This window comes from Microbacterium sp. 1262 (assembly GCF_040544895.1).
Classification (GTDB): domain Bacteria; phylum Actinomycetota; class Actinomycetes; order Actinomycetales; family Microbacteriaceae; genus Microbacterium; species Microbacterium plantarum.
Genome location: NZ_JBEPKU010000001.1, coordinates 2,406,564 through 2,422,884, shown reverse-complemented (window position 1 = coordinate 2,422,884; position 16,321 = coordinate 2,406,564). Strand labels below are relative to the sequence as shown.

Annotated in this window: 7 protein-coding genes; 5 read left to right on the top strand and 2 right to left on the bottom strand. The window is 69.7% G+C overall.

The genetic code is table 11. The features are described 5' to 3' along the window. Position 1: 1 nt before the first annotated feature. The gene (locus tag ABIC53_RS11490; RefSeq protein WP_114588971.1) at positions 2–1,288 is read right to left on the bottom strand and encodes an ABC transporter substrate-binding protein; all 1,287 of its coding nucleotides are present in this window, start codon (positions 1,286–1,288) and stop codon (positions 2–4) included. A 35-nt stretch (positions 1,289–1,323) separates the two neighbouring features. After that, on the bottom strand, positions 1,324–3,498 hold the full coding sequence (locus ABIC53_RS11485; protein ID WP_274178158.1) for an alpha-galactosidase: 2,175 nt from the start codon (positions 3,496–3,498) through the stop codon (positions 1,324–1,326). A gap of 115 nt (positions 3,499–3,613) precedes the next feature. On the opposite strand from ABIC53_RS11485, the gene ABIC53_RS11480 reads away from it, so the two are divergent. From ABIC53_RS11480 to ABIC53_RS11460, 5 genes are all read left to right on the top strand, one after another. After that, positions 3,614–4,729 carry an ROK family transcriptional regulator gene (locus ABIC53_RS11480; RefSeq protein ID WP_274178159.1) on the top strand — a complete coding sequence of 372 codons (1,116 nt, stop codon included), beginning with the start codon at positions 3,614–3,616 and terminating at the stop codon, positions 4,727–4,729. 154 nt (positions 4,730–4,883) lie between these two features. Next, positions 4,884–7,004: an acyl-CoA dehydrogenase family protein gene (locus ABIC53_RS11475; protein WP_354451543.1), complete on the top strand. Its 2,121-nt coding sequence runs from the start codon at positions 4,884–4,886 to the stop codon at positions 7,002–7,004. Positions 7,005–7,062: 58 nt separating this feature from the next. Next, complete coding sequence (locus tag ABIC53_RS11470; RefSeq protein ID WP_274178161.1) at positions 7,063–7,710, top strand: DNA-3-methyladenine glycosylase I; 648 nt, start codon at positions 7,063–7,065, stop codon at positions 7,708–7,710. Then, positions 7,691–10,066, top strand: coding sequence for an ATP-binding cassette domain-containing protein (locus tag ABIC53_RS11465; protein WP_354451541.1), 2,376 nt, complete (start codon positions 7,691–7,693; stop codon positions 10,064–10,066). The genes ABIC53_RS11470 and ABIC53_RS11465 overlap by 20 nt, the downstream gene beginning before the upstream one ends. Positions 10,067–10,217: 151 nt before the next feature. Next, complete coding sequence (locus ABIC53_RS11460; RefSeq protein WP_354451539.1) at positions 10,218–16,289, top strand: Ig-like domain-containing protein; 6,072 nt, start codon at positions 10,218–10,220, stop codon at positions 16,287–16,289. Positions 16,290–16,321: the final 32 nt, after the last annotated feature.

The window sequence follows — 16,321 nt, the reverse complement described above, 5'->3', positions numbered from 1 at the left end:
CTCAGTCCTCCTCGACCGGGGTGATGGTGCGGGCGGCGACCTTGCGCCACTCGTTGTCGAGGGTGCGCAGGGCCCCGTCGACGTCGCCGTCGTAGAGGAACTGCTGCACGATGCCCGTCAGCGGAATGGCCGTCGGCACCTGGTGGTCGATGAAGCCGGTGATCCGGCCGCTGTCGAAGTAGGGCGCGATCGACTCGAGGGCCGGGTCGTCGCCCAGTTCGGCGCCGACGACGGACGGCACCATGGTCTGGGCTGCTGCGAACCGCTCGATCACATCCGGGCGGAAGAGGAACTCGATGAAGCGCAGCGCCTCTTCTTTGCGCGGGGTGTCGCGAGCCATCGTCACCGTCACGTCCACACCCGATACGAGCATGCGGTCGTCGGGGCTTTCGGGCACCGGGTAGGGGAAGATTGCCGCGTCGATGTCGGGATTGACGGCCTTGACCGGGCTGAGGGCCCAGATGCCCTGCAGCATCATCGCGGCACCGCCCCGCGCGAACAGCGCCGTGCTGTCGTCGTACGAGGCCCCGCGGTAGCCCTCCTGCGAATACGCGAACAGCTGCGCCTGACGCTCCATGATCTCGGGGAAGTCCTGCTCGAACGACACCGGAGCGTCCGGGCCGACGTTCTCGCCCTCCGAGCGCATCGCGTCGAAGAAGCCGTCCTGCGCGGCGTACGCGCCGATGCCGTTCCACGACGGCATGGCGGTCCAGTTCTCGGCGAGCGAGGTGGCGAACGGCGGGATGCCGCGCTCGACGAGCGTGTCGCACAGCGCGATCAGTTCGTCCCACGTCTCGGGCACCTCGAGGCCCTGCTCGGCGAAGATGGCGCGGTTGTAGATGATCCCGTTGGCGTTGTTGACGTAGCCGAGGCTGTTGACCTCGCCGGGGGCGTTGCCGAGCTGCTCGAGGATCTGCTGCACCCCGGGGTTGATCGTGTCGAGCACAGGTTCGTCCGAGAAGTCGTAGAAGACCCCGGCCTCGGCGAGCTTGCCGAAGTTCCCGTTGCCGTTGAGTGTGATGACGTCGGGCGTGCGGTTCTTCACGAGCAGCGTCCGGATCAGCGTCTCGGCATCGGCGACCTGGTTCTGGACCACCCGGATGTCGGGGTTCTCGGCCTCGAACTGCGCGATGATCTCGGTGAAGTCCTCGAGGGCTTCTCCCTTGAACTGGAAGAAGTCGATAGTCGTCACCCCGTCGCCGGGGTTCGCCGCGCATCCGCCGGCTCCGATCATCAGGGCGGTGAGCCCGACGACGGCGGCGGCGGTGCGGATGGTTCGTCTTCTCATGGGGCGCGCCTCCTTGCGCTGGGGGGATGGGTCGGTCAGGCCGGGGTGATCTCGACGACGACGGCCTGCTGCGGGTTCTGCACGGGGGGACGCACCCCCGTCACGGCGAGCTGGCGTCCGGTGAGCACCGTGTCGTGGTGCGCCCAGTCCAGCGGCGACTGCGCCGGGGTCTGCACGAGGCCGCACGGAGTGATGAGTCGCACGCGGTACTCCGTCGCGTCGTCGAGTCCCGGCAACCGGACGCGGCCGGCGGGCGAGGAGATGAGCGTCTGCGTCTGGGCGATCGTGAAGAACGCCGCGTCCCGGTCGGCGCCGACGACGCCGCGCACGTCGAGCCCCGGGTCGGTGACGTCGACGTTGACGAGCCGCCCGGTCGCGACGAGCGGGCGTACGCGTTTGGCGAGAGCCACCCACTCCGCGACCGCGACCGCGTCGGCATCCGAGATCGTCGTGACGTCCCACTCGATCCCGAAGTGTCCGAACAGGGCGACGGCGCCGCTCAGGGCGAGCGACACGGTGCGCCCCGTCGAGTGCACATGGGGCGTGGTCAGGTGCATGCCCATCATCTCGGGCGGCACCACGAGGGCGGTGTAGCGCTGGATCTCGAGGCGCTCGACGGGGTCGAGGCAGTCGCTGGTCCAGATCCGGTCGGTGCGGTCGAGGATGCCCAGGTCGGTGCGGGCGCCACCCGACGCGCAGCTCTCGATCTCGAGCCCCGGGTGGGTCGCCTTGAGCTCGTCGATCAGCCGGTACACGGCGAGGGTATGCGCGTGCACCTGGCGTGCGCCTCCCGGACCGGATGCCGCGTCGACGAGGTCTCGGTTGTGGTCCCACTTGATGTAGGCGATGGGGTACTCGGCGAGGATCGCGTGGATGCGCTCGGAGATGTAGTCGTAGGCGCCCGGATGCGCGAGGTTGAGCACCTGCTGCTGGCGGGCCGAGGGTGGCAGTCCGGCGCGCCCGCGGAACAGCCATTCCGGATGCTGCCGCGCGAGGTCGCTGTCAGGGTTGACCATCTCGGGCTCGAACCACAGGCCGAACTCCATGCCGCGGGCGACGACGTGGTCGGCGAGGGGGTGCAGTCCCTGCGGCCACACGGTGTCGTCGACGTACCAGTCGCCGAGTCCGGCCGTGTCGTCGCGGCGCAGCCGGAACCAGCCGTCGTCGAGCACGTACCGCTCGACGCCGAGCTCGGCGGCCCGGTCGGCGAGCGCGAGGAGCTTCTCGAGCGAGTGGTCGAAGTAGACCGCCTCCCACGTGTTCAGGGTCACGGGGCGCGGACGGTGCGGGTGCTGCGGGCGGGCACGCACGCCGGCGTGGAACCGCGCCGCGAGCTCGTCGAGGCCGTCGCCCCACGACCCGAGGAGCTCGGGCGAGGCGATCTCCTCGCCCGGGGCCAGGATGATCTCGCCGGGTCCGTAGAGCTCGCCGCCGGCGAGGAAGACATCGCCCGTCGGGGTGCGCTCGGCAAGCAGTCGCTGGTTGCCGCTCCACGCGACGTGTGCGCCGTGCACGCGCCCGTGCTCGAAGCCGAAGCCGGGGCGTCCGGCGGCCAGGAGCAGCGTGGCGTCGGCGCCGGGACGGCCGCGCCGGCTCTCGCGCACGTGCGATCCGAAGGTGAGATCGTGGCGCTGGGCGGAGCGCTCGCGCAGGTGTCGCCCCGTCGTGTCGAGGATCTCGGCGGCATCCCACGGCAACGGCAGCATCGCCTGCAGCGTCAGCACCGTGTACGGGGTCGAGCCGGTGTTGCGCAGGGTGAGGCGGCCGCGCAGCAGCCCGCCGGCGCCGACCGAGAGATCGACCCGCAGGGCCAACCCGGCCTCGTCGTCGGCCAGGTCGACGCGCATTGCGTCTGTGTTTACGACGGCGTCGCGCAGAGTGAACAGGGCGCTCGCGCCGCGGCCGTCGCGGTGTCCTTCCACGGCGGGGGTCTCGAGCCAGCCGGATGCCTCGGTCGGCGCGAGGGTCAGTCGGGCCGTCGTGTCGAGGCCGCCCGAGACGCGTTGCTGCCGCGCCGCGATCGCGAGCGACTGCAGCGTGCGTTCCGAGGCGTCGCCGAGGTCTTCGCCCCAGTGCACGATCGCAGGATGCGGCTGTGCCGCGAGGTCGACGACGACGCTCGTGCCGTCGCGGCGCAGGTGGGCGACCGCGCCGACCGGTGCCGTCGTGTCGGTCGGATCGTGGAGGACATCGTTGTCGGAATCGGGCATGGGGTTAGTTCTACCATGAAAATAAAGGATCACCCAGCGCGATGATTCGACGCCATTTGCGCCAGCCAGCACCCACTTTTGTGTCACACTGGAACCAACTCGATAAGGGGTGACGATGAGCGACAACGAAGCCGCCCTGGCCCGCGCCGTCCTCATTCACGGTCCGCTGTCGCGACGCGAGCTCACGACGCGACTCGGTCTGTCGCCGGCGAGCCTGACCCGGCTCGCCAAACCGCTGCTGGACAGCGGCCTGCTCGTCGAGCTCGACGACATCGCCGACGGCTCGATCGGCCGACCGTCGCGCCCGCTCGACATCGCCCCGAACTCGGGCTGCTTCATCGGCATGAAGCTCACCGGAGACGGCCTGTACGCCGTGCGTACCGACATCCGTGCCGACCTTCTCGCCGAACACGAGCGACCCATCCCCGATCGCGACCCGGATGCCGTCGTCGGCGAGGTCGCCGCGGCCGTTACGGCGCTCGGCGCTGACGGGCTCGTCGGCGTGGGTCTCGGGCTCGGCGGCAACGTCCACGACGGCGTCGTGCGCCACGCGCCGTTCCTCGGGTGGGGCGAGGTCGACCTCGGCGCGCGTTTGGAACAGGCGATCGGCGCGCCCGTGACGGTCGAGAACGACCTCGTCGCCCTCACCGAGGCCGAGCGGTGGTTCGGCGCCGGTCGCGGTCTGCCGGGGTTCATCACGATCACGATCGGCGCCGGCGTCGGCTATGGCCTCGTCGTCGGCGGTCGGGTCGTGCGCACGCTCGACGCCATCGTCGGCACCGGCGGGCATCTGCCGCTCGATCCCTATGGCCCGTTGTGCTCCGAGGGGCACCGCGGCTGCTCGCAGGCGATGCTCTCGTCGGGGTCGATCGCAGCGCAGGTCTCGGCGGCACTCGGCCGGCCCGTCGACTACGACGAGACGCTGCGGCTCGCCAGTGCGGGAGAGCCCGCGGCGCGCGCCGTGGTCGCCGGCGCCGGTATCGCTCTCGGCCGGATGATCGCGCTCGCGGCGAACCTCTCGCTGCAGGCGGACGTCGTCCTCGCGGGCGAAGGTATCGGCTTGTTCGCGCTCGCCGAGACCGAGATCCGCGACGCGATCCGCGCGGGGCGGTCCGCGGATGCCGCCGAGATCACGATCCACGTCGACGAGACGGGCTTCCGAGCGTGGGCCCGGGGCGCGGCGGCGGTGGCGATCCAGTCCGCGATGGCGCGGATGCAGGGCGCGCGCTGATCGCAGAGGCGAGCGTGGATGTCGCCGTCGCACAATGCGGGTCGCCGACGTACCGGCATCCGGTTGTGCTGACCGACCAACTCGCTTGGCGAGGCGTTGTGGAAGTCCTACCGTGAATACTGACTCCGATCCTTCCGACGTCGAAAGGCACGCGATGACCGACGCCGCTGTTCGTCCCCACAAGCCCGCAACCGCAGACCGCACCCCCGCCGGGGGAGCCCCGACCGCGCCCCATACCGCGGAGGAGGCGCACGAGGCGCGCATCGACATCGACGCGGTCACCGACATGCTGCTCGGAACCTGGGCGGCGACGCGGCGCGAGGCACGCGAGATGATCAAAGATCCCGTGTTCTGGCAGATCCCGGGCGAGCCGATGGCCGAGCACCGCGAACGCGTGCTCACGCAGCTCCACCTGCTCGTCGAACGCGGCGCCTCCGGACGCGGCTACCCCAAGGAGTACGGCGGCGACGGCGACAACGGTGCGAACCTCGCCGGCTTCCAGGAGCTCGTGCTGGCCGACCCCAGCCTGCAGATCAAATCCGGCGTGCAGTGGGGCCTCTTCGGCTCGGCCATCCACCAGCTCGGCACGAAGCCCCACCACGACGCCTGGCTGCGCGACGCGATGGAGATGCGCCTGCCGGGCGCGTTCGCGATGACCGAGACCGGGCACGGATCGGATGTCGCGGCCATCGGCACGACCGCCACGTACGACCCCGAGACCGAGGAGTTCGTCATCCACACGCCGTTCCGCGGTGCGTGGAAGGACTACCTGGGCAACGCGGCGGTGCACGGCAAGGCTGCCACCCTCTTCGCTCAGCTGATCACGGGCGGCGTGAACTACGGCGTCCACTGCTTCTTCGTGCCGCTCCGCGACGACGAGGGCAGCTTCCTGGCCGGTGTCGGCGGCGAGGACGACGGCGTCAAGGGCGGGCTCAACGGCATCGACAACGGCCGTCTCCACTTCGATCACGTCCGTATCCCGCGCACGAACCTGCTCAACCGGTACGGCGACGTCGCTGCGGACGGCACCTACAGCTCCGACATCGCGAGCCCCGGCCGCCGGTTCTTCACGATGCTCGGCGCCCTCGTGCAGGGGCGTGTGTCGCTCGACGGCTCCGCCACGACCGCCTCGGCGCTCGCGGAGTACATCGCCGTGACGTACGCCAACCAGCGTCGTCAGTTCGACTCCGGTGCCGGCACCGACGAGGTCACCCTGCTCGACTACGGTCGGCATCAGCGCCGTCTGCTGCCGCGCATCGCGCAGACCTACGCGCAGTTCTTCTCGCACGACGAGCTGCTGCAGTCCTTCGACGGCGTGTTCTCGGGGCGCACCGACACCCCCGAGGGGCGGGAGAACCTCGAGACGCTCGCCGCCGCCCTCAAGCCGCTGTCGACGTGGCATGCGCTCGACACGATCCAGGAGTGCCGTGAAGCGTGCGGCGGCCAGGGCTTCCTCGCCGAGAACCGCATGGTCGACCTGCACCACGACCTCGATGTCTTCGCCACCTTCGAGGGCGATAACAACGTGCTCCTGCAGCTGGTGGGCAAGCGTCTTCTCAGCGACTACGCGAAGCAGTTCAAGGGAGCCGACGCGAAGGCCCTCGCCAAGTTCGCCGCCGTCTCAACCGCCGAGCGCGTGTTCCACGGTGCCGGGCTCCGCCGGCTCGGTCAGTCGGTCGCCGACTTCGGGCAGACGGCACGATCGGTGCAGCTCGGGCTGCGGGCCGAGCAGCAGCACGAGCTGCTGACCGGCCGCGTCGAGCAGATGATCGCCGACATCGCCGCCGCGCTGCGGCCCGCATCGAAGATGTCGCAGCAGGATGCCGCTGCCGTCTTCAACCAGCACCAGTCGGAGCTGATCGAGGCCGCCCGCGCTCACGGTGAGCTCCTCCAGTGGGAGGCGTTCGCACAGGGTGTCGAGCGCATCGAAGACGAGGGCACCCGCCAGGTGCTCGTGTGGCTGCGCGACCTCTTCGGCCTGACCCTCATCGAGCGGCACCTCGCGTGGTACCTCATCAACGGTCGTCTCTCGACCCAGCGCGCGGCGGCCGTCACGAGCTACATCGACCGGCTGTGCGCGCGGCTGCGCCCGCACGCGCAGGATCTCGTCGACGCCTTCGGCTTCGCGCCCGAGCACGTCCGCGCGCCCATCGCGTCGGGCGCGGAGGCGGAGCGGCAGCGCGAGGCCCGCGAGTACTTCGCCGACCTCGCCGCGTCGGGCACCGCGCCCGTCTCGGAGAAGACGCTCGCGAAGTCGGGCAAACGGGGCTCCTGAGACCGGCTGCGGCGGTGGCGAACCGCGGCATGTCGGCGGCGCTCGCTAGCCTGGCGGAATGGCGCTCGACCTCATCACCGGACCCGACGGCCTGGACCGATGCGGCTGGGTGGGCGATGACGTCGAGTACCGGCGCTACCACGACGAAGAATGGGGGCGCCCGCTCCACGGCGACCGCGCGCTGTTCGAGAAGCTGAGCCTCGAGGGGTTCCAGGCGGGGCTCAGCTGGATCACGATCCTGCGCAAACGCCCGCGCTTCCGCGAAGTCTTCGCGGGATTCGAGCCGGTGCGCGTGGCCGCATTCGGCGCGGACGAGATCGCGGCCCTCATGGCGGATGCCGGCATCATCCGCAATCGGGCGAAGATCGAGGCCACCATCTCGAACGCGAGGCTGCTGCTCGGCTTCTCCGACGGCGAGTTCGACGAGCTCATGTGGTCGTTCGCGCCCGAGGCCGGCCGGCCGCGCCCCGCAACGCTCGCCGACGTGCCCCCGGTGACGGCGGAATCCGAGGCGATGAGCAAGGCCCTGCGGCGCCGCGGGTTCCGGTTCGTCGGGCCGACGACGATGTACGCGCTCATGCAGTCGTCCGGCATGGTCGACGACCACGTCGTCGGATGCCACCGAGCTCTCGCCCTCGACGACACGAAGCCCCACAATGGGGAGGTTCGTACCGAGAGGATGTCCGATGGCCGCCGCATCCGCTGAGAACGCCGCCGATTCGCACGAGGTCATCCGCGTCCGCGGTGCGCGTGAGAACAATCTGAACGGTGTCGACGTCGACATCCCGAAACGACGGCTGACCGTCTTCACGGGCGTGAGCGGTTCCGGCAAGTCCTCGCTCGTTTTCGGCACGATCGCCGCCGAGTCGCGGCGTCTCATCAACGAGACCTACCCGACCTTCGTCCAGCAGTTCATGGCGCAGATCGGGCGCCCCGATGTCGACGCGCTCGAGAACATCAGTCCGGCGATCATCGTCGACCAGGAGCGGATGGGCGCGAACGCCCGCTCGACGGTCGGCACGGCGACCGACGTGCATGCCATGCTGCGCGTGCTGTTCAGCCGTATCGGCCAGCCGTTCGTCGGGTCGCCGCAGGCGTTCTCGTTCAACGTGCCGTCGGTGTCGGGTGCCGGCGAGATCATGATCGCCGTCGGAGGCGAGGAAGGCCGTGCGGAACGCCGGTCGTTCCAGGTGACGGGCGGCATGTGCCCCGACTGCGAAGGGCTCGGCGAGGTCAGCGACATCGACATCGATGAGCTGGTCGACCGGTCGAAGTCTCTCAATGACGGCGCCATCCGGGTTCCGGGCTACAGCGCCGACGGCTGGATGGTGCGCGGGTACAGCGAGTCGGGACTGCTCGATCCCGACAAGCCGATCGCCGACTACTCGGATACCGAGCTCGAGGACTTCCTCTACAAAGAGCCCACCAAGGTCAAGATCCAGAGCATCAACATGACCTATGAGGGACTCGTCCCGCGGGTCACGAAGTCGATGCTGCAGAAGGACCGCGAGTCGCTGCAGCCCCACGTCCGGGCGTTCGTCGAGCGGGCGGTGAAGTTCATGCCCTGCCCGGCATGCGGGGGGACGCGGCTCAACGACGGGGCACGTTCGGCGAGGATCGCCGGAGTGAACATCGCCGATGCCGCGTCGATGCAGATCACCGACCTCGCCGATTGGCTCCGCTCGATAGACGACCCCTCCGTCGAGCCGTTGCTCGCGGGACTGCGTGCCACCGTGCAGTCGTTCATCGACATCGGCCTCGGCTATCTCTCGCTCGACCGCTCCTCGGGAACACTGTCGGGCGGCGAGGCCCAGCGAACGAAGATGATCCGGCATCTCGGGTCGAGCCTGACCGACGTCACGTACGTCTTCGACGAGCCGACAGCCGGTCTTCACCCGCACGACATCCAGCGGATGAACGATCTGCTCCGCGGGCTCCGCGACAAGGGCAATACGGTGCTCGTGGTCGAGCACAAACCCGAGGTCATCGAGGTCGCCGATCACGTCATCGATCTCGGGCCCGGCGCAGGACGGAACGGCGGGAGGATCCAGTTCACGGGATCGGTCGCCGAGCTGCGGGTATCCGGCACGCTGACCGGTCGGCACCTCGACCACCGGGCACAGCTGAAACCGGCGGTGCGCACGGCGTCCGGCATCCTCGAGATCCGGGGTGCGACCGCCAACAATCTCAAGTCGGTGGACGTCGACATCCCGCTCGGGACTCTCACCGTCGTCACCGGTGTGGCCGGCTCGGGCAAATCGTCGCTCATCCACGGCAGCCTCGCAGGGCGGGACGGGGTGGTCGTCGTCGATCAGTCGCCGATCCGGGGCAACCGGCGCAGCAGTCCGGCGACCTACACGGGCCTGCTCGATCCGATCCGCTCGGCGTTCGCCAAGGCGAACGGGGTCAAGCCCGCTCTCTTCAGCGCCAACTCGCAGGGCGCGTGCCCGGCCTGCAAGGGGCTGGGCGTCATCGTCACGAAGCTCGGCATCACCGCATCCGTCGAGACGGAGTGCGACGTATGCGAGGGGTCGGGGTTCAGTCCCGACGTCCTCCAGTACACCCTCGACGGGCGCACCATCGCCGAGGTGCTCGCCCTGAGTGCGACGGAGGCCGCCGAGGCGCTTCCGCCGCGGGTGGCGGGAGGAGTCCTGTCGCGCCTGATCGACGTCGGCCTCGGGTACATCACGTTGGGACAGGCGCTGAGCACCCTCTCGGGCGGAGAACGGCAGCGGTTGAAGCTCGCGATCTCGATGGCCACGTCCGGCTCGGTCTACATCCTCGACGAGCCGACGACGGGTCTGCATCTCGCGGATGTCGACAATCTGCTCGCGCTGCTCGACCGGCTCGTCGACGCCGGCAACTCGGTCATCGTCATCGAGCATCATCAGGCCGTCATGGCGCACGCCGATCACATCATCGACATCGGACCGGGTGCCGGGCGCGACGGCGGGCGGGTCGTGTTCGAGGGGACACCGGCCGACCTCGTCGCGGCTGGCGGCACCCTCACAGCGGAGCATCTCGGCCGCTACATCGGCACCCGCGCCGGATCGGAGAGATGATGCACACCATCGCGATGGTCGACATGGGGAGAACTCCCCATGTCAACCGACAAATCCGGCACTTCTCCTGACATAGGGTGGTTCCGCAGTTCAACCAGTGCGAGCCCGGAAGCCGGGCCGATCACCGTCGCCCCGGGGGGAGCCGAGCCCAATGACGTCGACCTCGTGGCTGCGGGCACGCCCGCGAACGTTCATCTCCGCCGGTATCGTCACCGTCGCGGCACTGACCATCGGAACCCTCGCGGTCGCCTACGAGGGTGAGCCCACGACCGAGGTCGATCTCCACGACGGCGGCGTGTGGGTGACGAAGCAGTCCAGCTTGCTCGTGGGGCACTACAACAACGAGTCCCGCGTGCTCGACGGCAGCCTGCGCACGACATCCGCCGAGTACGACGTGCTCCAATCCGGTCCCCGCGTCGTCGTGGTCGACGCGGACGGATCGGCGATGTCGGCCGTCGATCCCGCGAAGGTCGTGCTTTCGGGAACCGCTGAGGTGCAGCCGGGCGCGCAGATCGCCCTCGGATCCGACACCGTCTCGGTGCTCGACGCCGCGGGAGACCTGCGCACCGTCCAGTTCGCCGGTGTGAACGGCTTCAGCTTCGAAGGCAACGAGCCGATCGCCGAGCTCGGGGAGAACGCGACGGCGACGGTCGGCACAGACGGCACGATTTATGCCGCGTCCGCGGCCGGCGCGTCGCTGTACGCCTACGCGCCGATCGGCGACGGCACCGTCGCGCAGACCGCCGAGCGGAGCCTCGAGGGCATCGCCGAGGATCACGAGCTGGCCATCACCTCACTCGGGCAGACGCCGTTCGTGCTCGACCGCGAGACCAATGTGCTCTATGGCGGCGACGGCTCGCAGACCGATCTTCCCGCCGATGCGCTGCTGCAGCGTCCGTCCAACTCCGCCGATACCCTCACCGTGAGCACGCGCAGCGCCCTGTTGCGCGTGCAGCCCGGGGGACAGACGACGACGATCGAGGCCGGTGCCGAGGGCACCCCCGCCGACCCCGTCTACGTCGGCGGCTGTGCCTACGGCGCGTGGTCGGGATCGGGAGTCTTCGTCCGCGACTGTGCGAACGACGCCGACGATCTGGTGCAGGAGATCGAGGGCATCGATCCCGCCGCGAAACTGGAGTTCCGCGTGAATCGGGATGTCGTCGTGCTCAACGACGTGTTCGGCGGTGCGGCCTGGCTCGCGAGCGAGAACATGCAGCGCGTCGACAACTGGACCGACATCACCCCGCCGGAAGGCACCGGCGACGAGGAGCAGGAGACGACCGAGGAGACGGTCGAGACCGCCCTGCCCGAGCGGACCGAGGAGAACACGCCGCCGATCGCCGTAGACGACTCGTTCGGTGTGCGCCCCGGTCGCACGACCGTGCTGCCCGTCCTCTTCAACGACACCGATGCCGACGGCGACGTGCTGGTCGCCGAGGCCACGAGCGATCCCGCGTTCGGTGAGATCTCGCAGATCCAGAACGGTGGCGCCCTCCAGATCGCCGTGCCCGACGATGCGTCAGGCTCGACGTCGTTCACCTACACCGCCGACGACGGCCGCGGCGGCGAGGCATCCGCGACGGTGCGGCTCTCGGTGCGCGGCGACAACGAGAACTCCCCGCCCGTCCAGCAGCGCGTCACGCCGGTCACCGTCGAGGCCGGCGGCACCACCTCGTACAACGTGCTGAGCGAATGGATCGACCCGGACGGCGACGACATCTTCCTCAAGTCGGTCCAGCCCGACGGCGGTGACGAGGCCGACTTCACGTCCGACGGCCAGATCACGTATCGCGCGATCGGTGCGGTGCAGGGCCGAAAGGACGTGCCCATCATCGTCTCGGACGGCACGGATGACGGCGCCGGCGTGCTCCGGATCGACGTTCGCCCTCCCGGGACGACTGTTCCCGTCACCAACGCCGACCACGTCGTGACCCGTGTCGGTCAATCGGTCACGGTGTCGCCGCTGACGAACGACACGAGCGCGGGACGCGAGCCGCTGCGCCTGACGCGCGTCGACGAGGTCGAGGGCGCGACGATCCAACCCGACTTCGCCGAGCAGACCTTCACCTTCAGCTCGGACGCCGTCAACACCTACTACGTCGATTACCTGGTGTCGGCGGGACCCAACAGCGTTCCCGGACTCGTGCGCGTCGACGTTCTGCCGGCGGCGGACACCAATCTTCCGCCCGTCGCGGTGCGAGACGTCGCGCTCTTGCCGACGGGCGGCGACGTGCTCGTCAACGTCCTGGGCAATGACACCGATCCGGCCGGCGGCATCCTCGTCGTCCAGTCGGTGACGGCCGACCCCGATGGCGGGGTGACGGCGGCCGTGCTCGGCCATGAGACCGTCCGGATCACCGACCAGGGCTCGCTCAGCGAGCAGACGCGGGTGTCGTACACGATCTCCAACGGCGACCAATCCGCCACGGGCGAGATCGTCGTCATCCCGATCCCGGCGCCCGACCGGCTGCGGCCACCGGTCGCGAACAACGACACGGCGGTCGTGCGCGTCGGCGATGTCGTCACGATCGACGTGCTCGCGAACGACACCCACCCCAACGGCGACACCCTGCATGTGTCTCCCGAGCTCGTTCCGCCGCTCGTCGACGAGACTGACGGCCAGGTGTTCGTCTCGGAGGACAAGCTCCGGTTCCGTGCCGGTGACGAGCCCAAGACCGTCAACGCCACGTACGAGGCGGTCGACAGCTCGGGTCAGCGCGCCGGCGCCTATGTGACGATCCAGATCCTGCCGCGTCAGGATGACGCGAACGCCGCGCCCCGTCCGCGCGACCTCACCGCGCGAACCCTCAGCGGCTCGAAGGTCACGATCCCGGTGCCCCTCGACGGCATCGACGAGGACGGCGACTCCGTCGAGCTGATCGGCATCGCGAGCTCGCCGAGCAAGGGTCGCATCGTCGAGACCGGGTCGAACACCTTCGTCTACGAGGCCTTCGACACGAGCGTCGGCTCCGACTCGTTCACCTACCGGGTGCGCGACCGCCTCGGCAAGGAGGGAACGGCGCGTATCCAGGTCGGCGTCGCGCCGCCCGAGACGACCAATCAGGCGCCGTACGCCGTGAAGGATGCCGTCATCATGCGGCCGGGACGCCAGGTGGCGGTCTCGGTGCTCGAGAACGACTCCGACCCCGACGGCGACCAGTTCGGCTTCGCTGCCGACGCGCTCGAGGTGCCGGACGTCGACGGTCTCGCGGCCGAGGTGTCGGGCGAGCAGATCGTCATCACTGCGCCCGACGTGCCGATGAACACGAGCATCCAGTACACTATCGAGGACGCCCGCGGCCTCACCGCGACGGCCCCCGTGCAGATCACCGTCGACCCCGACGTGCCGCTGCAGCGCCCGATCGCCCGCGACGATCGCGTGCGCGCCGAGGACGTCGACGAGAACGGCGTGGCCGAGGTCGCGGTGCTCGACAACGACGACGACCCCGACGGCACACGCAGTGCGCTGCGCGTGACCCTCGGCGCCGGCGGCGAGAACGCCACCGTGCGCCCCAACGGCACGGTGTCGGTGCCGCTGACCGACGAGCGCCAGCTCATCACCTACTTCATCACCGACGAGGACGAGCTCACCGCGGCCGCCTTCATCCACGTGCCCTCGCTCGCCGAGCTGCCGCCGAGCCTCATCTCGACCGAGCCTCTCGTCGTCCAGAGCGGTGAGACCGTCGAGCTGCCGCTGTCGGAGTACGTGCGCGCCTCGGGCGGACGGGATGTCGTCATCACCGAGGCCGAGAAGGTCACGGCGGCCCACTCCAACGGTGCATCCCTCGTCAAGGACGAGCGGACGCTCGAGTACACCTCCGCTGCCGACTACTTCGGTCAGGACGCCCTGACCTTCGAAGTCACCGACGGTTCGGGGCCCGACGACCCCGAGGGCCGCAAGGCGACCCTGATGATCCCGATCACCGTCACGCCGCCCGACAACCGCCCGCCGAGCATGATCGGCGCGCAGATGGAGGTCGCGCAGGGCGAGGATGCGCGGACCCTCGATCTCGCCGCGCTCGCGACCGACCCCGATCCCGGCGATGCCGAGAAGCTGCGGTTCGCGATCGTCGGCGGCTCGCCCGACGGATTGACCGCGCGCATCGACGGCTCGGTGCTCTCGGTGGAGGCGAGCACGGACGTCGCCAAGGGGACCTCGCTGCCCGTGCAGGTGAGCGTCACCGACGGCGAATCGGACCCGGTGACGGCGACGATCACGGTCACCGTGACCGCCTCGACGCGCCCGCTCGCCACCGCGAACGCCGATGTCATCGAGCAGGCCGACCAGGGTGAGACCATCTCGGTCGCCGTGCTCGACAACGACGTGAACCCGTTCCCCGAGACGCCGCTGAAGGTCGTCGGAGCGTTCACCGAGACCTCGGGAGCCTCGGCGACCGTCGCCGGTGATCGCGTAGAGGTCACCAGCCGCGACGACTTCGTGGGAACCCTCGTCGTGCGGTACCGGATCCAGGACGCGACGGGCGACCCCGACCGTGAGGTCGAGGGCCAGATCCGCATCACCGTCCAGGGGCGTCCGGATGCTCCCGGCAAGCCGACAGTGACGAGCGTCGAGAGCCGCACCGTGGTGATGTCGTGGTCGCCGCCGGTGGACAACGGCGCGTCCATCACCGGGTACACCGTGCGCTCCACGGCCGGTTCGTACACGCGCGAGTGCCGTTCGACGACGTGCACGCTGGACGGACTGACGAACAACGTCGAGTACAACTTCGTGGTCACCGCGACCAACCGCGTCGGCGAGTCCGACCCGTCGCTGCCGTCCGAGACCGCGCGTCCCGATCAGCGGCCCGACACGCCGAACCCGCCGAGCCTGGCCTTCGGCGACCGCAGCCTCGACGTGTCGTGGACGGTTCCGCGCACCGAGGGCTCGCCCGTCGAGAGCTACAGCCTGCAGATCTCGCCCGCACCGCCGTCCGGGGTCGCCGAGAAGACCGGCGTGACCGGTACCCGCATCACGTGGGACGGGCTGCAGAACGGCGTCCAGTACCAGGTGCGCGTCCGAGCCCACAACCGTGCGCCCGAGCCGTCGAGCTGGAGCGTCTGGTCGCAGGCGATGGTGCCCGCCGGCAAGCCGGACGCTCCTGGAGCACCGTCGACGCAGCGCCTCAACCCGGTCGGCAATCGCTCGCAGATGCAGGTGAGCTGGAACCAGCCGGCGAACAACGGCGACGCGATCGCGGGATACCAGCTTCAGGTCCGCCGCGGCGGGGCGACCGTCGACACCATCAGCGTGCCCGCCGGTCAGACGAGCCAGGCCGTGACCGTCGACACCTCGACGACCGACTACACGTTCGTCGTCCGCGCCCAGAACAAGGCGGGCTGGGGCGAGTGGAGTGCGGCATCCGCGCCTCGACGCGCCTTCACGCCTCCCGGCGCCCCGACCGGCATCAGCGCGAGCGAAGGCGACAACCGCGTCACCGTCTCGTGGACGGCCGGGCCGCTCAACGGCGCGAACCCGGGCGAGGTCAGCTACCAGTACTCCGTCAACAACGGCGGCTGGCGCAACGACTGGATCGGCGGCGGCAACGGCGGATCGGGCACGATCGGCAACGGTCAGGTCAACAACAACGGCACCTACACGGTGCGCGTTCGTGCCGTCGCCACGGCCGACGGATCGCGGTACGAGGGCGAGCCCTCGGCGGCATCCAACCAGGTCGCGCCGTACGGCCAGATCGGTAACCCGTCGGCCAACGCCAGCCGCGACGGCAACCGCGTCACGCTGTCGTGGTCGTCGCCCGCCCGCAACGGTCGCGACATCACCACGGAGATCAGCGTGAACGGCGGCGGCTGGCAGCGCGTCGACGCGAGCGGATCGCGCTCGCAGGGCGACGTCGGCTACAGCAGCACGCAGTCCATCCGGGTGCGTGTGAGCGCCGCCGGCAGCGAGGCGCGTGAAGCCTCCGCGAGCGTGACGACGCCGAACCCCCCGCCCCCGCCGCAGCCGCGCGCTTCGGTCGAGAAGGGATCCCCCGTCGGCGGCTGCGTGAACGGCTGCTTCCACCTGAAGCTGAACACGCAGGACTTCCCGGCGGGCAACTACCGCATCGACTGCTACGACGGCAACCGGAAGTTCAACACCTACCCGTCGTCGTACAACGTCCCGGCCAACGGCTCGATCCAGCTGGACTGCTGGATCGGGGCCGACGGACGCGACATCTCCGCCGAGATCATCGGCTGGGGACGAACCGGCACGACGCGCTGGTAGTCCCCGCATCCGCCCCCGGCATCCACTCATCA

What these genes read in the sequence shown, in the direction of transcription:
- ABIC53_RS11490 (WP_114588971.1), bottom strand. Translation starts at nt 1,288, where the DNA reads ATGAGAAGACGAACCATCCGCACCGCCGCCGCCGTCGTCGGGCTCACC.
- ABIC53_RS11485 (WP_274178158.1), bottom strand. Translation starts at nt 3,498, where the DNA reads ATGCCCGATTCCGACAACGATGTCCTCCACGATCCGACCGACACGACG.
- ABIC53_RS11480 (WP_274178159.1), top strand. Translation starts at nt 3,614, where the DNA reads ATGAGCGACAACGAAGCCGCCCTGGCCCGCGCCGTCCTCATTCACGGT.
- ABIC53_RS11475 (WP_354451543.1), top strand. Translation starts at nt 4,884, where the DNA reads ATGACCGACGCCGCTGTTCGTCCCCACAAGCCCGCAACCGCAGACCGC.
- ABIC53_RS11470 (WP_274178161.1), top strand. Translation starts at nt 7,063, where the DNA reads ATGGCGCTCGACCTCATCACCGGACCCGACGGCCTGGACCGATGCGGC.
- ABIC53_RS11465 (WP_354451541.1), top strand. Translation starts at nt 7,691, where the DNA reads ATGGCCGCCGCATCCGCTGAGAACGCCGCCGATTCGCACGAGGTCATC.
- ABIC53_RS11460 (WP_354451539.1), top strand. Translation starts at nt 10,218, where the DNA reads ATGACGTCGACCTCGTGGCTGCGGGCACGCCCGCGAACGTTCATCTCC.